At 65.2% G+C, this 17,882-nt stretch carries 11 protein-coding genes; 7 read left to right on the plus strand and 4 right to left on the minus strand.

What is annotated here, in order from left to right:
- Positions 1-32: 32 nt before the first annotated feature.
- The 4 genes from HNR05_RS10430 to HNR05_RS10445 all read right to left on the minus strand — a co-directional run bounded on the left by HNR05_RS10430 (position 33) and on the right by HNR05_RS10445 (position 7,264).
- Entirely contained in the window at positions 33-3,140 is a 3,108-nt protein-coding gene (locus tag HNR05_RS10430; protein WP_179578950.1) for an alpha-mannosidase, read from the minus strand.
- A 105-nt stretch (positions 3,141-3,245) separates the two neighbouring features.
- Positions 3,246-3,641 (minus strand): PGPGW domain-containing protein, encoded by a 396-nt coding sequence (locus HNR05_RS10435; RefSeq protein WP_179578951.1) that lies wholly within the window; start codon positions 3,639-3,641, stop codon positions 3,246-3,248.
- 93 nt (positions 3,642-3,734) lie between these two features.
- Positions 3,735-5,144, minus strand: coding sequence for an aldehyde dehydrogenase family protein (locus HNR05_RS10440; protein WP_179578952.1), 1,410 nt, complete (start codon positions 5,142-5,144; stop codon positions 3,735-3,737).
- 269 nt (positions 5,145-5,413) lie between these two features.
- Positions 5,414-7,264: a phosphoenolpyruvate carboxykinase (GTP) gene (locus HNR05_RS10445; RefSeq protein WP_179578953.1), complete on the minus strand. Its 1,851-nt coding sequence runs from the start codon at positions 7,262-7,264 to the stop codon at positions 5,414-5,416.
- A 150-nt stretch (positions 7,265-7,414) separates the two neighbouring features.
- Between HNR05_RS10445 and HNR05_RS10450 the strand changes: the two genes are divergently transcribed.
- The 7 genes from HNR05_RS10450 to HNR05_RS10480 all read left to right on the plus strand — a co-directional run bounded on the left by HNR05_RS10450 (position 7,415) and on the right by HNR05_RS10480 (position 17,700).
- Complete coding sequence (locus tag HNR05_RS10450; protein WP_179578954.1) at positions 7,415-8,857, plus strand: helix-turn-helix transcriptional regulator; 1,443 nt, start codon at positions 7,415-7,417, stop codon at positions 8,855-8,857.
- Positions 8,858-8,953: 96 nt separating this feature from the next.
- Positions 8,954-9,868 (plus strand): hypothetical protein, encoded by a 915-nt coding sequence (locus tag HNR05_RS10455; RefSeq protein WP_218868864.1) that lies wholly within the window; start codon positions 8,954-8,956, stop codon positions 9,866-9,868.
- 39 nt (positions 9,869-9,907) lie between these two features.
- Positions 9,908-10,816: a hypothetical protein gene (locus tag HNR05_RS10460; RefSeq protein ID WP_179578956.1), complete on the plus strand. Its 909-nt coding sequence runs from the start codon at positions 9,908-9,910 to the stop codon at positions 10,814-10,816.
- The gene (locus HNR05_RS10465; RefSeq protein WP_179578957.1) at positions 10,794-11,096 is read left to right on the plus strand and encodes a transcriptional regulator; all 303 of its coding nucleotides are present in this window, start codon (positions 10,794-10,796) and stop codon (positions 11,094-11,096) included. Before HNR05_RS10460 ends, HNR05_RS10465 begins: the two co-directional genes overlap by 23 nt.
- A gap of 104 nt (positions 11,097-11,200) precedes the next feature.
- Entirely contained in the window at positions 11,201-11,638 is a 438-nt protein-coding gene (locus tag HNR05_RS10470) for a nitroreductase family deazaflavin-dependent oxidoreductase (RefSeq protein WP_179578958.1), read from the plus strand.
- A gap of 131 nt (positions 11,639-11,769) precedes the next feature.
- Complete coding sequence (locus tag HNR05_RS10475) at positions 11,770-14,802, plus strand: leucine-rich repeat protein (RefSeq protein ID WP_179578959.1); 3,033 nt, start codon at positions 11,770-11,772, stop codon at positions 14,800-14,802.
- Positions 14,803-15,000: 198 nt separating this feature from the next.
- Entirely contained in the window at positions 15,001-17,700 is a 2,700-nt protein-coding gene (locus tag HNR05_RS10480; RefSeq protein ID WP_179578960.1) for an InlB B-repeat-containing protein, read from the plus strand.
- Positions 17,701-17,882: the final 182 nt, after the last annotated feature.

The following is a 17,882-nucleotide window of genomic DNA, read 5'->3' on the forward strand; positions in this document are numbered from 1 at the left end:
CAAAGCCGGGCGACCCCGATTCGTTCCGCCCGCTACCGACGACGAAAGCGCAGTGTGAGCAGATGAAACGGTCGCAATTCCAGCACGCTCACGGGGTTGTCGGCCGCCGTCTCGTTGGTCGATCGCAACGCGTCCGGCGTTGCCAGCGCACGTTCGAGCAGGTCGGTTTCGGTGACATCTGTCGCTTCGAAATGCCGCACAAGGCGCGCCCGGGCCCGCGAGCCGTGCGCCTCATAGAGCCTGACGATGACATCGCCGCTGCCGTCCTCGGCCGCTTTCACGGCCTCGACCACGACGGCCGGATTGTCGATCTCGAACAGGGGGCGCACCGGCGCGGCCACGACTCTGGCTACCCGCCGCAGGGGAAGGTTGAGCCGGTATCCGTCGGCGATCGCCGCCGGAATGTCAGCGCCGACCACGAGCGCGGCACGGAGCTGATGTATGCCGCGATCGGCATGCGGGTCGGGGTAGAGCGGAGCACGCAACAACGACAGCCGTACCATCGTCACGGTGTGCCCGTCGGCGGCGCTGGTGCGGCCGATGTCGTAGCCATAGGTTGAATCGTTGGAGACGGCGACGCCGTAGCCGGTCTCGCCCACGTGCACCCAGCGGTGGGCGACGGTCTCGAAGCGCGCGGTGTCCCAGGAAGTATTGCTGTGGGTGGGCCGATGCACATGCCCGAACTGAATCTCGGAGGTAGCGCGTTCGGCGTGCAGATCGAGCGGGAAGGCAAGCTTGAGCAGCTTCTGCCGCTCCTGCCAGTCAATTGTGAACGCGAGGTCGACCGCCGCCGAGCCCGCACGCAGGGTGATCTCTTGCACGATGCGGGAGGCCCCGAACGAACGCGTGAGACGCACTCCCACGCCGCCCGCTGGGCTGTCGTCCCGGTCGCTTCCCTCAAGCAACTCGATACTGTCGACCTGGCGCAGCTCGGTGAGCGTGTTTCGGTAGTTCGCGTCAAGGTCCCAGGCGTCCCACTGGTTCGGGGTGTCCCGGTGAAGCTGCAGCAGATTTCCCCGGGCGCCAGCGGGGATCAGCTCGCGGTCGGCGGCCAGGTCGCGCATCGAGCTGAACAGCCCCTCGTCGTCGATCGTCACCGCGACCCGGCCGTTTTGCAGCACCAGGCCGGCCGGCGTACGCGAGACGGATGCCGCTCCGGAGGGGACGGAGGTGCCGGAGGGGGATGAGGGGGATGAGGGGACTGGCGAGACGGATGCAGCGCCCAGCGCGGGCACGCCATTTAGCGCATACGGGCCGGCGTTCAGCAGCAACTCCCCCGTGCCCGCACCGGCGAGCGCGCGCACGGATGCCTCGATCACGTCGGTCACCGCTACGGCCAGGGCCGCATAATTGCGTTCGGCCTCACGGTGCACCCAGGCGATCGACGAGCCAGGCAGAATGTCGTGGAACTGCTGCACCAACACCGTGTGCCAGGCGTCGGTGAGCGCGGCGTACGGGTAGGGTTCGCCGGTGCGTACCAGCGCAGTGGTCGCCCACAGCTCGGCCTCACGCAGCAGATGCTCGCTGCGCCGGTTGCCCTGTTTGGTGCGCGCCTGCGAGGTGTAGGTGCCGCGATGAAACTCGAGATACAGCTCACCCGACCAGACCGGCGGCTCGGGATACTCGGCTTCGGCGACCTCGAAGAAATGCCGCGGGGTCGACAACTCGACCGTCGGGGAGCCCTCGAGCGAGGCGGCGCGCCGGGCTGCCGCGATCATCTCGCGGGTCGGCCCTCCCCCGCCGTCTCCCCAGCCGAACGGAATCAGCGAGGTATTGGCCCTGCCCTTCTCGGCATAGTGACGTTCCGCGCGGGCGAGTTCGGCAGCCGAGAGTTGCGTGTTGTAGTCCGCGACGGGCGGAAAGTGGGTGAAGATGCGGCTGCCGTCGATGCCCTCCCAGCGGAAGGTGTGGTGCGGAAAGACGTTGGTGTCATTCCACGACATCTTTTGGGTGAGAAACCAGCGGGAACCGGCGGCGAGTGCGATCTGCGGCAACGCCGCCGAGTAGCCGAAGGAGTCAGGCAGCCACACTTCCAGCGGTTCCAGGCCGAACTCCTCCATAAAGAATCGTTTGCCGGCCACGAACTGCCGGGCGAGCGCCTCTCCGCCCGGCAGATTGGTGTCGGACTCCACCCACATGCCACCGACCGGCACGAAGTTGCCGCGCGCCACGGCGACCCGCACCCGCTCGAACAGCTCGGGATAGTGCTGTTTCAGCCAGGAGTATTGCGCAGCGGATGACGCGGCAAACGCGAAGTCCGGATTCTGCTCAATGAGATCCAAGGCGTTCGAAAACGTGCGGGCGACTTTGCGCACGGTCTCGCGTACCGGCCAGAGCCAGGCGCTGTCGATGTGCGCGTGCCCGACGGCATGGAGTCGATGGGCGCTGGCCGACGCGGGGCTGGCGAGCACACCGGCCAACTCGGCGCGCCCGGCGGCGGCCGTCGCGGCCACCGCGTCGGGGTCGACGACGTCGAGGCACCGCTCGAGTGCCCGCACGATCTCTGCTCGTCGGGGCAGCGCCGGCGAGAGTTCCTGCGCGAGGCCGGCGAGCATCCACAGGTCTTGGCTCAACTCCCAGACCGTCAGATCGCCAAGCACCACGTCGGCGTGACGGAAGGTGTAGATCGGGTCACCCCCGGCGGTACTCTTCTCCCCCAGCGGCGACGGGGCGAAGCTCCAGTTCTCCGAGAGATCAGGGTTGGATGCGGCCTCGATGTAGACATCGATCGGATCGCCGGGCAATGCGCTGACCGGCACCGAGCGGTTGCGCGACTCGATCGCTGTGAGAATCGTGCCGTCGGGCGTGTAGGCGATTCCTTCCACTTGAAAGCCGGGGGTTGTGGCGGTGAAACCGAGATCGATGACGAGTTCGATCCGTGCATCCGGTTCGTCTGCCCAGTCGCCCGGCACCGCCCCGGTGAGATGAAACCAGGTCGTTCCCCACGGTTTTCCGAACCGGTCGCCGAGGGTGAACGGGCCGAACTGCTGCGTGACGGCCTCGGCGAACGGGACCGGCTCATCCGGTACTTCCCAGGCTTCGATCACGAGTGGTGCAACCGCTCGGGAGAGCGCAGACGGAATGCGTTCCCGCAGAAACCGGTCAAGGCGGGCCTGGATCGTGGTGCTGTCATCGTGCATGAGAGCTCGCTCCTCGAGCGTAATCGCGCCAGCCGTTGACGTGACGCCACCCTAGGTCGGCCGCATCACTTTCTCAAGAGATGCACCGCCGCTCGCAGGAAAGAGTCAGAGCGAGGCGGAGGAGGTCGGCGTTGGCCCGGTGCGTGGTTGCGCAGCCGCGGCTTTCTTGCGCGCCCGCGCCTCTCGCGCTGCGTCGAACGCCTTCTTCGCCGCAGAATTCGCCGCGACGCTCACCTTCTTTGCACCGTGGAACTCCGTCGCCAGGATGCCGAGACCACCGAGCGCGATCAGCGAACCCGGCCCGGGCAACGGAATGAGCACGACGCCGAGCGCCACGGTGCCGCCGCCAACGATGCCGACGCTCGTGCGGTAGACCGTGTCAACCGTGGGGTTGCGTCGAATTGCCTCTCGAGTTCCGCGCGCCGCGCTGCCCGCCGCGCGTCCGAGCGCGGCACCCACGCGCTTCGGGGCCGACGGCGGGCCTGCCGGATTCTCGCTCATGCGTCCAGACTATGAGTTCTCGGATGCCGGGTCGAGGGGAAAAACCCCCGAAACCGAACGCGCGTGGGAACGACTCGATCGAGCGCCGACGAACTAGCCGTTGATCACCTGCGGGGTTCCGAGCGCCTTCAGCCCTTCGACACCGAACTCGAGGCCGTAGCCGGACTGCTTCGCCCCGCCGAACGGAATCATCGGGTGCACGCCACCGTGCGAGTTGATCCAGACGGTACCGGTCTCCAGACGCGCGGCGACCTCACGGGCCGTGGCGACATCCGCAGACCAGACCGAACCGCCGAGGCCCACATCGACGCCGTTGGCCAACGCGATGACCTCGTCGAGGTCGGTGTAGCGAATGATCGGCAGCGCCGGGCCGAACTGTTCCTCGACCACGAGCGGGTTCAACGGGTCGATGTCGGCGATGAGTGTGGTCGGATAGAAGTAGCCGGGCTGGTCGGCGTCGGGGGTGCCCCCGAGCAGCACTCGGGCACCGGATGCCTTCGCCTTGTCGACAAGGTCTGCGACGATGTCGAACTGGGCCTTGTTCTGCAGTGGCCCGAGCACGTTGTTCTCGTCGAGTCCGATACCCATCGGTACGGCCGCGGCGAACGCGGTGAGCGCGGTGCAGACCTCCTCGTAGATGTCGTCGTGCACGTAGAGGCGCTTGAGCGCGGCACAGGTCTGGCCGGTGTTGATGAACGCGCCCCAGAAGAGGCCCTCTGCGATCGCCTGGGGGTCGGCATCCGGAAGCACAATTCCGGCGTCATTGCCGCCGAGCTCAAGGGTGAGGCGCTTGACGGTGTCAGCCGAGCTGCGAATGATCGCCTTGCCCGTCGCCGTCGAACCGGTGAACATGACCTTGCCGATGGCCGGGTGCGTCGACAGAGCGGCGCCGACATCGCGTCCCCCGGAGACCACGGTGAGCAAGCCGGCGGGAAGAACCTGGTTCATGACAGCGACGAGTGCGAGCACCGACAGCGGCGTGTACTCCGACGGCTTCACGACGACCGCGTTGCCCATGCGCAGCGCCGGGGCGATCTGCCAGATCGAGATCATCATGGGCCAGTTCCAGGGGCCGATTGCGCCCACGACGCCAATCGGACGGTAGTGAATCGACGCAAAGGTTTCGCCGTCGTCGACGACGACCTCGGGCTCGAGCGGGGTTGCGGCCGCGGTACGCAGCCAGGCGGATGCCCCACCCACCTCGAAACGCGCGTTCGGGCCGTTCAACGGCTTGCCCTGTTCCCGCGAGAGCAGTTCGGCCAGCGGCTCGGCGGCCGCGTCGATCGCGTCGGCGGCGCGCAGCATGACCTCGCTCCGGCCGGCATGCCCGAGAGCGGCCCAGGCGGTCTGTGCGTCGACGGCCGCAACGACAGCGGTCTCGAGATCGTCGACGGTGTGCACGGGGGCGGAGCCCACCACAGCGCCGGTTGCGGGGTCATAGATGTCCCTGGTCGGTCCGGTCGTTGGGGTGATCGAAGCGAGAAGGCTGTCGAAGGTGTGCATGGGAATCCTCCACGGTGAGTCCGGCGTTTATGCAACAGTAAGTGCCGAGCCGCGGCTCGTCTTGTGTGAGGGCGCGCAACCATTGCCGTCGGGCGCACTCCATGCCCGTCCCGTCGCTGAAAAAGGTGAACGGGCCGAAAGCGGTGAGCGCACCGAAAGAGGTGAGCGCGCCGGAACCGCTCGGCCGGGCAGCGCCCCAACGAACGGCGCACATACAAGACAGGCCCCGGCCGCGCGGTGCGCGATCGGGGCCCGTCGGGGTCGTGGAGTTACTGCTTGAGCTGGTAGCGCAGGCTGGCCAGCTCGGCCTGCAGCGCCGGTGAGACCTTGTCGCCGAAGAGGCCGAAGTACTCTTCGGTGAGGTCGCACTCAGCCAACCAGGACTGCGGGTCGATCTCGAACAGCGCGGCGGTGGCCTCGGGGGTCAGATCGAGGCCGTCGAGGTTGAGTGCCCCCTCGGCCGGCAGCAGACCGATCGGCGTGGTGACGGCATCCGCGTCACCCTGAACCCGGCGAACAATCCATTCGATCACCCGCGAGTTTTCACCGAAACCAGGCCACAGGAAGCTGCCGTCGTCGCCCTTGCGGAACCAGTTCACCTGGAAGATCGCCGGGGCCTTCTGACCAAGCTCCTTACCGACAGCGAGCCAGTGCGACCAGTAGTCAGCCATGTTGTAGCCGCAAAACGGCAGCATGGCGAACGGATCGCGGCGCAGCTCGCCCACGGTTCCCTCGGCGGCCGCGGTCTTTTCCGACGAGATGGTGGCGCCCATGAAGACACCGTGCTTCCAACTGCGCGCCTCGGCCACGAGTGGCACGTTCGTGGCGCGGCGGCCACCGAACAGGATGGCGTCGATCGGCACGCCGCCGGCATCCTCCCAGTCGTCGGCGATCGACGGACACTGCGCGGCAGCGACGGTGAAGCGCGAGTTCGGGTGGGCGGCGGGCCGACCGGAGTCGGGCGTCCAGTCGTTGCCCTGCCAGTCGATGAGGTGATCGGGGGCGGTCTCTGTCAGCCCCTCCCACCAGACGTCTCCGTCGTCGCGCAGCGCCACGTTCGTGAAGATCGTGTTGCCCCACAGCGTCTGCACGGCCGTCGGGTTGGTCAGTTCGCCAGTGCCCGGAGCCACGCCGAAGAAGCCGGCCTCCGGGTTGATCGCCCAGAGGCGTCCGTCGTCACCCTGGCGCAACCAGGCGATGTCGTCGCCGATGGTCTCGACGGTCCAGCCGGGAATTGTGGGGCGCAGCATGGAGAGGTTCGTCTTGCCACAGGCCGACGGAAAAGCCGCGGCGAGGTGCGAGACGGCGCCCTCGGGCGACGTGACCTTGATGAGCAGCATGTGCTCGGCCAGCCAGCCTTCATCGCGCGCCATCACCGACGCGATGCGCAGCGCAAACGTCTTCTTCGACAGCAGGGCGTTTCCGCCGTAGCCGGAACCGAACGACCAAACCTCACGAGTCTCGGGGTATTGCACGATGTACTTGGTGTCGCTGCACGGCCATTCGACGTCATCACGACGCAGGCCCGCGGCGTCAATGAGCGGGTAGCCCACGCTGTGCACGGTGCGCACCCAGCTGGCCCCGTCTTCGATCAGCTGTTGAACGGCGGCGCCCATGCGGGTCATGATGCCCATGTTGACCACGACGTAGGGCGAGTCGGTGATCTCAACACCGAGCTGCGAGATGGGGCCACCGAGCGGTCCCATCGAGAACGGCACGACGTACATCGTGCGACCGCGCATGCTGCCCGCGAAGACCCCGTCGAGCTCGGAACGCATGGCGACGGGATCGGCCCAGTTGTTGGTGGGGCCGGCGTCTTCTTCGTTCACCGAGCAGATGAAGGTGCGGTCCTCGACGCGCGCCACGTCGGACGGGCTCGTGCGGGCGAGAAAGCTATTGGGGCGCCATTCGGGGTTCAGCCGAATCAGCTTGCCCTCGGTGACGAGCTGCTTGGTGAGCAGATCTGCCTCCTGCATCGACCCGTCGCACCACACGATGTCGCTGGGCTGAGTGAGCCGCGCAACCTCGTCGACCCACGCCTGCAGCTGCGGGTCGGTCGTTCCATACTTCTTGGGGGTTTCATCCCCACCGGTGTGTACGGAGAGAGCTGCGATGGTCATCTTCTGGCCTTTCGTTGTCGTTCGGGAACACACGAGATCAGTGTCAGGAGCAGTGAAACCTCATCGTGTTCTTCAAGAATGCGCCACAAAATCACGCGTCGACCAAGATTTAGCCGTTAAGAAGTGCGATTCTTTCGCTATTGTTAAGGAATGGCTCTCCCCTCATCGGATCTCGTCACTCTTGGCCACCGCATCCGTCACTTTCGCGGTGAACGCGCACTGACCCTCGACCAGCTGGGCGAAAGGGTGGGATTGGCCGGCAGCCAGCTGTCGTTGATCGAAAATGGGCGTCGTGAGCCGAAGCTCTCCACGCTGCAGGATGTCGCAACCGCGCTGGGCGTCGAACTCACTGACCTGCTCAGCCGGGAGGCCCCGAACACCCGCGCCGCCCTCGAGATCGAGCTCGCGCGCAGCCAGAAGAACGCGCTGTACGGCGCCCTCGGCCTGCCCACGGTCAAGGTGACGAAGGGCACACCGACCACGGCGATCGAGTCGCTCGTCGGCCTGCACCGGGAGCTCGCCCGGCGAGCCAGCGAAGCGATTGCCACCCCCGAAGAAGCACGCCGCGCGAACACCGAGCTGCGTGAGCGGATGCGCGAACGCGGAAATTACATGCCCGAGATCGAGGCGCTGGCCGAAGAACGGGTGCGCGCCTCCGGCCACGTCTCGGGCGCCCTCACCCACCGCGAGGTGAGCCTCATGGCCGAGCAGCTCGGCTTCGACCTCATCTACGTGAATGATCTGCCCAATTCCACGCGGTCGGTCACCGATCTGGCCAACGGCCGCATCTACCTGCCGCCTGCCTCCATCCCGGGCGGGCACGGCCTGCGCTCGATGGCCCTGCAGGCGATGGCCCACCGCTTGCTGGGCCACGAGCGACCCGACAGTTACGCCGAGTTTCTCTGGCAACGGCTCGAGATCAACTACTTCGCGGCATCCTGCCTCATGCCGAGGGACGCCGCCGTCAAGTTTCTGCGTGAGGCCAAGAACGCCCGCGAACTCGCGGTCGAAGACCTGCGCGACGCCTTCGGGGTCACCCACGAGGCCGCAGCCCTGCGCCTGACGAATCTGGCCACCTCGCACCTCGACATGACGCTGCACTTTCTGCGGGTCAATGGCGACGGTGCGCTGCAGAAAGGCTACGAGAATGACGGCCTGCCGTTGCCCACCGATGTGACGGGATCGATCGAAGGTCAGTACGTCTGCAAACAGTGGAGCGCCAGAAACGCTTTCACCCACGCGAATCGCACGACCGAGTTTTACCAGTACACCGACACCCCGGCCGGCACGTACTGGTGCGCCACGCAGACTGGGTCGACGTCGGCGGGCGAGTTCTCGATCAGTGTCGGGGTGCCATTCGCGGATGCAAAATGGTTCCGCGGGCGAGAAACCACGCAACGTGCGGTCTCCCGCTGCCCCGACGAAAGCTGCTGCCGCCGACCGAAGTCTGACGTCGCGACGCGCTGGGCCGGTCAGGCCTGGCCGAGCGCACGCCTGCACTCGCATGTGCTGTCGCCGCTTCCGTCGGGAACATTCCCCGGCGTGGACGACACCGAGGTCTACGAATTTCTGGAATCGCACGCCGCGGAATAGCGGGCACGTGGTCGGGGGGAGATTAACTTTCCAAATAGAAAGTTAATGCTAGATTGACAGCAATGGCGCCGGACGGACCGCGCGGGAGGGCACATGATGACCGATCACCCCCATAATGCGACGGCCGCGGCACGGCTCCTGCACAGCGGCCAGCAGATCGGTGCGCGCGTCGTGGTCTCGTTCGACCTCCGCACCCAGGCCCTCGTTCAGGCAGGCCTGGCCGCCGGAACGTTCCTCTATATTTGGGCCGCGCTGCTCATCGCTGCGGGGCAATCGACGGATGCAGCAGGGAATGACGGGGCGCCCAGCGAGAACGGTTTCATCACCAACCTACTTCTGCCGTTCTTCGCGCTGACCTCGCTCACGCTGGCCAGCCGGGAGCGCCTGCGTGCCACCCTGCCGAGCCGCTTCCCGTCGCTCTGGATTCTCGTTGGAATCGCATGTTGGGTCCCGTTCCTCATTGCACTCTTCGCCACGATCTTCGGAGCATCCGTCGGCTGGTGGGTCTTCCCTCTCATCGCACTCTGCGCTGCGGCACCTCCGCTCGCGCTCGCGATGTCCAGCGCGCTCAAGGCTCGCGCGAGCTCGATACACCCGATGCCCGATGGCCCGCGCGAAGCACTCAGCGGTTGGGTGATCGCCGTTACCCTCGCGATGGGCATGCTCTTCGGCCTTGCGGCGGCAACGAGCACATTCCCATGGGGCAGAACGGCCGGCTTTATATTGCTCGGAATCCTGCTGACCTACTTCCTCTTTCAGAAGGCCAGATGGGGCATCATCCATGTCGGAGCGGAGTGGGGCAGCGCACAGTGGGTGGGCTTCGCTTCGTCCTTCGGCCTCCTCGTGCTGGTGACCGTCGTGTTGGCCTGCACGCCGTTGGGTTCCCCGCTCGGCGAAGTGGTCGGCATCGTGGGCGGGGTAGCCGTGGCCGCCCCACTGGTGTTCTCGGCGTTTCGAGGATCCGTCATTCGCGAACGACCCGAGGAGTTCTGGGATGCGCCCACTGTTTAGCCGACGCTGTCACCGATTCCCTGTAGAGGACACCCGCCCATGACTGAGCACCCCCTCGATGCGGCCGACGCCGCGCGGCTGCTGCACAGCGGCCAGCAGGTCGGTCAACGCGTCTACGCGACGATCGACTTCCGCACGCAAGCGCTCGTGCAAGCGGGAACCGCCCTCGCCATTTTTGTTTACGTCAGCGCCTTTCTGTTTCTGTTCGGCGGCCAGGATGCCACTGCCGTCACGAACGCGGCGGCGGGCGGCTACTCGTTCAGCACGACCCTGCTCCTTCCGATTCTTGTTCTGAGCTTCCTGACCCTCGGTGTGCGCGACACCCTGCGGGCCACCCTGCTCAGCCGCCATCCATCGCTGTCGATCACAGCGGGGCTCGTCGGCATCATCCCCTTCATGGTGGTCGCAGCGGCGAGCATCTTCGGCGCGCACTATTCCTGGTGGGTGAACCCATTGGCCACCCTCTGCGCGGCGGCTCAACCTGCGACACTCGCACTTCGAAGCGCCCGGAACGCGCGCACGCACCCCGCGCCGTCGGTCCCGGCCGGCACTCGGGTTGCGCTCAGCACACAGGCGCTCACTGTCACCGTGGCGGTCGGCGTGCTTTTCGGGTTGGCCGCGGCATCCGGCGCCTTCAGATATGGCGCGATCGTCGGCGCGTTCGTCATGGTGCTTCTGCTGGTGATGCTTGCGCTTTCCACAACCCGGTGGGGACTGTCCGCGGTCGGTGCAGAGTGGGGCCGAGCGCAGTGGCTCGGCTTCGCCGCCTCGTTTGGACTGCTCGTGGGGGTCACGGTCATTCTGGTCCGCACACCCTTCGACGCCCCGCTAATCGGAATCGCCGGCGGCCTGACCGTAGCCGCTCCCCTGGCTCTTTCAGCAATCCGGGGATCCGCGTCTCGAGAGGGATCGGAGGGATCCCCGGATGCACCCGCGGCACAGTCTTGACGATGCTCTGCTCACTCCGCTGCGCTTCTCGGTGATGGCTGCCTTGGCGACGGATGCCGAGATTGACTTTGCAGCGCTGCGGGACCTGCTCGAGACCGAGGATTCCGCACTGAGCAAGGCCATCACGCACCTCAAGGCGGCAGGCTATCTCGACGTGCGGAAGGGCTACGTTTCCACCCGCCCGCGCACCTGGCTTCGGGCGACCGCGACAGGCAAGGCCGCGATGCGCATCCATGTCGCCGCGCTGCAGGCCATCGCGAACGGCGCGACAGCGTTGTGAGAGCTCCAAACGGAGGCTACGCGCCCCACTCTTTTTGAGGAATCTTCCCGTAGCGCGTGGGTGGTGCGGGAATAGAGTGCGGCCCGTCGCGCGTTGTATCTGCCATGCCATTACAGGGAGAATATGCGCCGAGTACTGCCGAGTGGGCGCGCAAGCAGGCCGAATTATTCGAGAGTTCCGGCGGGCAGGAGGCGAACGAGCTGCGCTCCAAGCCGATCATCGTCTTAACCACCCGGGGCGCCAAGACCGGGGCACTGCGTAAAACCGCGCTGATGCGAGTGGAGCACGAGGGTCGGTACGCCGTCATCGCCTCCAAGGGAGGAACCCCCGAGAATCCGGCCTGGTACTTCAACATGGTGGCCGAGCCCCACGTTCTGCTGCAAGACGGAGACGTCACACTCGACTATCTCGCCCACGAAACGCTCGGTGCCGAGCGGGATGAATGGTGGGCGCGGGCTGTCGCAGCGTGGCCCGACTATGCCGACTACCAGCTGAAGACCGACCGTCGGATCCCGGTCTTCCTGTTGGAGCCGCTGGCATAAGAACCGCGAACGGCCACTCCCTCTACCCCCGAATAGGTGCAGACGGGCGTTGTACTTGTAGTCTGTGGGGGCGCGGGTCGCGCGGGGGCACTGCTCTCAGTCATATTCAGAGCAGTAGGGGGACTTCGACGGTGTTCGAAACCAGTTTTACTCAGGTACGTCCACAAGCGCCCATTCGCCGCGTCGCCGGCCGCGTCACCGCAGCAGTGACCGTTGCGCTCCTGCTCGGCACGGGCCAGCTGGTGCTCGCTGCCCCCGCTTCGGCCGCCACCGGCACCGTCGTCATCGATGGGATCACCTTCGAGGCTGACAGCGAGAGTGTCGCAGCCGGTGCCGCGGCCGTCGGCTATGCCGGTCCTGCCAGCGTCACCATCCCAGCCAGCGTCACAATTGACGGCCAGGATTACGCCGTCACGACGATCGGAGAGGGTGCGTTCGCCGACGCAGGGCTCACCGCAGTCACCCTCCCCGCTTCCCTGACGGCAATCGGTGCGGGCGCTTTCCAGACCAACCGCCTCACCGCGCTGACCATCCCCAATGCGGTCACCGAGATCGGCGCATCCGCATTTTTCACGAACCGGCTCTCCACGCTCAGCCTCGGCAGCTCCGTCACCCACATCGGCGTGTCGGCATTCGCCTGGAATTCTCTTCGTGACGTCATCATTCCCGCCTCGGTCACCTCAATCGAAGGAAACGGCTTCGGCGAAAACTTCTCCGCCGATTACCTCGACTATCCGGATCTGGTGGCCGGGATCGGTACATCCTTCCCGCCGCAATCGTTGACGAGAGCCTCTTTTCTCGGCCTTCCGCCGACGACATTCGTCGGGTACGGCGGATATGACACTCTGAGCCTGCCGCGCGAAGAGCGCCCGTCACTCGGCATCAATGTCTGGATCAAGCACTACTCTCACTTCACCGATGCCCCGGGGAGCCCCGGATTCACGAAGCCGAAGTGGTCCGATTACATCGCGGAAGAGTTCCCGACGGTGAGCTTCGAGATGAACGGCCACGGCGCTCAGGTTCCCGAGCAGAACATAGCCCCCCAGCAGCTCGTGACCGAACCGCCCGTGCCGACAGCCGACGGATGGAATTTCACGGGCTGGTTCGACGACGCCGAGCTGCTCGTTCCGGCCAACTTCAGCAACGATTCAACCATCAACCCCACCATCTTCCATGCCGGCTGGAGGCCGGTCACGGAGTCCAGCGTCCTCGACGGATTCATCTCGGTGATCGACCCGAACGATCTGACCGCGGGCGCCAGTGTGATCGGCTACCGAGGTAGCGCGCTCGACCTGGCGATCCCGGCCACCGTCACGATCAACGGAACGAGTTTCCCGGTCACCGCGATCGGAGACTTCGCCTTCTTTCTCAAGGGTCTGACCGCGGTCACCATTCCGGCGCAGGTCACGGTCATCAAGCAATACGCTTTCGCGGACAATCAGCTCACCTCGATTACGATCCCGACCGGCGTGACGTCAATCGGCGACCTGGCGTTTTATTTCAACCGGTTGTCTGTGGTGAGCATCCCCGACGGTGTCACCTCCATCGGCGAGGGGGTGTTCTATTACAACCGATTGACGTCTGTGACTATCCCCGACTCCGTCACCAGCATCGGCGGCAGCGCTTTTACGTTGAACCGGTTGACGAGCGTCTCGCTTGGCAACTCGGTGACAGCCATCGGCGATTACGCTTTCTCTCATAATTCGCTCGTCGAGGTCACCATTCCGGCATCCGTCATCACAATCGGAGACAACGCTTTCGGCGACAATTTCGATATTGACTACCTCGACTACATCGAGGACGGGGACAACCAACCGACCGCGTCGGATACGCCGTCGACACTCACCCTGGTGAGATTCCTCGGCGCCCCACCCACGGAGTTCGTCGCGGCCCCGGCCACGGACGATTCCTCGCCGTCGCTCGGTTCCGAGCTGGGCCTCACGGTACGCTTCCCCATCGAATTCTCTGACACTCCTGAGACACCGGGCTATACCTCGCCCACCTGGCGTGGCTACATGGCTGCGGCGTTTGCAACGGTGAGCTTTGTGATGGGTGGCCACGGTGCTCCGATCGCGGCTCGTATGGTCGACTACGGCACACCGACGACAGCACCGGCTGCACCGACCGCATCCGGTTTCACCTTCACCGGCTGGTTCACCGCTGCCAACCTGAAGACCCCGTTCAACTTCGGGGCACCGATCACCGCGACCACCACGGTCTACGCCGGCTGGAAGGCCAACGCCGTCACGCCGCCGGCTCCATGGAAACCGACCATGAAGCGCATCTCGGGCACCGACCGCTACGCGACCTCGGTCGCACTGTCGAAGGCCGGCTTCGCCAAGACCGCCCCGGTCGTCTACATCGCCACCGGCACCAACTACCCCGACGCCCTCGGCGCAGCCCCGGCCGCAACCAAGGAAGGCGGACCCCTGCTCCTCACCCCGCCGGCCGCACTTCCCGCCGTCGTGAAAACCGAGATCTCACGGTTGAAGCCCGGCAAGATCATCGTCGTCGGCGGCACCGCCGCCGTCTCGGACACCGTACTGGCCGAGCTGAAGCAACTCGCCCCCACCGTGAAACGTGTGGCCGGTTCCGACCGCTTCGACACCGCCCGACAGGTCGTCACGCAGGCATTTGGCAGTTCGGTCGCGTCCGCGTACCTCGCGACAGGACTGAACTACCCCGACGCACTGTCGGCATCCGCCGCAGCGGGCGCCAACGGCATCCCCGTTCTACTCGTCAACGGCGGCGCGACCAGCGCCGACACGGCAACCAAGACCCTGTTGACGAAACTCAACGTGAAGAACGTGACGGTCGTCGGCGGAAAAGCCGCCGTCTCTAACGAGATCGTCTCCTCGCTGAAGAGCATCGGAAAGGTCACCCGAATCTCAGGCACCGACCGATTCGACACCTCACAGAAAGTCAACAAAGCAGCGTTCACCACGATCAAGAGCGCCTACCTCGCCACCGGCTTCCAGTTCCCCGACGCCCTCGCCGGCGCCGCACTGGCCGGAGCGAAGGGAGCACCGCTCTACGTCGTGCAACCCACCTGCATCCCCGCCGGCATCCACACCGATCTGACGTCATTCACACCGACCACGATCACCCTCATCGGCGGCACATCAGCGCTCTCAGACACCGTCCTCAAGCGAGGCCGCTGCTAACACATCCGCCGAGCGCGATCCTTGCGCTCGGCGGCATGCTCACGACCGTTCCGTGCGCCAGGGCATCCGCCGCGCGTTGCCTCCGATTTTGCCCATCACACGGGGCAGGAACATCGTAAAAAACGCGCACGCCACTCCTCGGAGATAGACACGCGGTGGACACCGTTCCCACCCTCATTCAGTAATTGGAGTTCACGAGTGAACGAGACCGGCATCGTTTGGCCATGCCCGCAGAGCCGCATTCGCAATCACGCAACCCGGCTTGTCGCCGCGCTTGTCGTTGTACTGCTGCTCTGCAGCGGGCAGCTGATCGCCGCGGAGCCGGCCTCGGCGGCCGTATGTACTCAGATTGAAGATCCCGCCTACCCCAACCTGTGCTTTTACCGTTCAGGCGGCGGGGCAGGGATCCTGCAGGGCACAACTCCCCCACCGCAGAACGGCCCGCTGAATCTTCCGGATACCGCGTTCGTCGAGGGGTCGCAGAAGGACATCATTCACGTCGCCGGTTCCGGGTTCGTCGGCCTCAAGTACACCACGCTCAAACTGCCCGCGCGTCTGCAATTGGTCGGAGGACACGCCTTCAACGGCAGTGGCCTTATGAGCGTGACGATGCCCAATTCGGTGACTCAACTCCAGGCCCGATCTTTCGCAAACAACAGACTGACATCGGTGACGCTGTCCGAGTCCATGAGCTATCTGGCCGATAGCGTTTTCGCGGGCAACCCAACGCTCAACGATGTGACGTTCACGGGGCCCCCGCCTTCGACGGGTGATTTCTCCCCTGCAGCCGCCAATGGCTCGCTCGGTCCCAATGCCGACATCACCGTGTACTACCCGTGGAGATATGAAGACAAACGTTACGGTGGCGGGTTCACCGTTGGAAAGTGGCGAGGCTACAGGTCCCAGGCCGTCGCCAGAATGACCTTCAACATGAACGGTCACGGCACTCCGCCCTCCGTCCCCGACGTCGTGATAAACCAGATGTCCATGGTTCCGTCAGTACCCACGTCAGTCGGCTATACGTTCACCAATTGGTATTCGGATGTCGGCCTCACCAGTGTGTTCGCGTTCTCTTCGACTCCCGTCACCGGCGACACCACCCTCTACGCGAAGTGGACGCTCAACACACACACCATCACCTTCGACAGCAACGGCGGCACCACCCTCACCCCCGCCACCGTCGACCACAACAGCACCGCCACCAAACCAGCCGACCCGACCAAAACCGACCACACCTTCGCCGGCTGGTTCACCGACACCGAGCACACCTCACCCTTCGCCTTCAGCACCACCCCAATCACCGCAAACACCACCCTCTACGCGAAGTGGACGCTCAACACACACACCATCACCTTCGACAGCAACGGCGGCACCACCCTCACCCCCGCCACCGTCGACCACAACAGCACCGCCACCAAACCAGCCGACCCGACCAAAACCGACCACACCTTCGCCGGCTGGTTCACCGACACCGAGCACACCTCACCCTTCGCCTTCAGCACCACCCCAATCACCGCAAACACCACCCTCTACGCGAAGTGGACGCTCAACACACACACCATCACCTTCGACAGCAACGGCGGCACCACCCTCACCCCCGCCACCGTCGACCACAACAGCACCGCCACCAAACCAGCCGACCCGACCAAAACCGACCACACCTTCGCCGGCTGGTTCACCGACACCGAGCACACCTCACCCTTCGCCTTCAGCACCACCCCAATCACCGCAAACACCACCCTCTACGCGAAGTGGACGCTCAACACACACACCATCACCTTCGACAGCAACGGCGGCACCACCCTCACCCCCGCCACCGTCGACCACAACAGCACCGCCACCAAACCAGCCGACCCGACCAAAACCGACCACACCTTCGCCGGCTGGTTCACCGACACCGAGCACACCTCACCCTTCGCCTTCAGCACCACCCCAATCACCGCAAACACCACCCTCTACGCGAAGTGGACGCTCAACACACACACCATCACCTTCGACAGCAACGGCGGCACCACCCTCACCCCCGCCACCGTCGACCACAACAGCACCGCCACCAAACCAGCCGACCCGACCAAAACCGACCACACCTTCGCCGGCTGGTTCACCGACACCGAGCACACCTCACCCTTCGCCTTCAGCACCACCCCAATCACCGCAAACACCACCCTCTACGCGAAGTGGACGCTCAACACACACACCATCACCTTCGACAGCAACGGCGGCACCACCCTCACCCCCGCCACCGTCGACCACAACAGCACCGCCACCAAACCAGCCGACCCGACCAAAACCGACCACACCTTCGCCGGCTGGTTCACCGACACCGATCTCAGTACGCCTTTCCTCTTCGACAGCAAGATAGAGACCGACACGACGGTCTACGCAGGCTGGACCGCCGTTCCCCCGACGCCGGACGCCGTCGTGGTGAAACTCGTGCTTGGCGAGCACGGCAGCAACACCCACATCATCATCGCCATCGGCGAACTCCTCCGCCCGCCCACCGCACCCATCGCAATTGGCTTCACCTTCACTGGTTGGTTCGCGGATGCCGCACTTACGATTCCGTTCGACTTCTCCAAACCGATCACCGCCGAGGCCACGATTTACGCCGGATGGCAGGCAGACGCTGTCACGCCGAAGCCGCCGGTCACTGCCCCAGCTCCAGACGGATCCGGCGACGGATCGGACGGCACACCTGGCGCAGGCACGGGCTCGCAACCCGGCGGCTCAGATCAGGGAAACAACCCCGTGTTGCTGGGCCAGTCAGACAAGCCCGGCACTGCGAGCCACCTCGCCGGTACCGGAAACAGCAGTGCAGGCGCCGCGCTCGCGGCCCTCGCGACTCTCACAATCGGTTGCATGCTCATGCTCGTGCGCCGTCGCATCCGTCGCGTGTAGAAGTAAGCGCTCGACTTTCGCACCGTCAGAGCTTTGGTCCGTGTCTTTGTCCTTCAAAGGGGGGCATTAATTTATAGGACGTCGCGTAGGATTGGTGCGCGCAGTTCACGCGCTGTGGGCACCGTCGCTTCGCCCTGGGCGGCCCCAGCCAGGACGCCACCCTCTGTAACCACGTCGACCCC

Origin of the sequence: Leifsonia psychrotolerans (genome assembly GCF_013410665.1) — a bacterium.
In the GTDB taxonomy this organism is placed as follows: Bacteria; Actinomycetota; Actinomycetes; order Actinomycetales; family Microbacteriaceae; genus Cryobacterium; species Cryobacterium psychrotolerans_A.

Coding starts and splice junctions, on each gene's coding strand:
- HNR05_RS10440 (WP_179578952.1), bottom strand. CDS start 5,144: ATGCACACCTTCGACAGCCTTCTCGCTTCGATCACCCCAACGACCGGA.
- HNR05_RS10470 (WP_179578958.1), top strand. CDS start 11,201: ATGCCATTACAGGGAGAATATGCGCCGAGTACTGCCGAGTGGGCGCGC.
- HNR05_RS10445 (WP_179578953.1), bottom strand. CDS start 7,264: ATGACCATCGCAGCTCTCTCCGTACACACCGGTGGGGATGAAACCCCC.
- HNR05_RS10435 (WP_179578951.1), bottom strand. CDS start 3,641: ATGAGCGAGAATCCGGCAGGCCCGCCGTCGGCCCCGAAGCGCGTGGGT.
- HNR05_RS10430 (WP_179578950.1), bottom strand. CDS start 3,140: ATGCACGATGACAGCACCACGATCCAGGCCCGCCTTGACCGGTTTCTG.
- HNR05_RS10460 (WP_179578956.1), top strand. CDS start 9,908: ATGACTGAGCACCCCCTCGATGCGGCCGACGCCGCGCGGCTGCTGCAC.
- HNR05_RS10455 (WP_218868864.1), top strand. CDS start 8,954: ATGACCGATCACCCCCATAATGCGACGGCCGCGGCACGGCTCCTGCAC.
- HNR05_RS10450 (WP_179578954.1), top strand. CDS start 7,415: ATGGCTCTCCCCTCATCGGATCTCGTCACTCTTGGCCACCGCATCCGT.
- HNR05_RS10465 (WP_179578957.1), top strand. CDS start 10,794: ATGCACCCGCGGCACAGTCTTGACGATGCTCTGCTCACTCCGCTGCGC.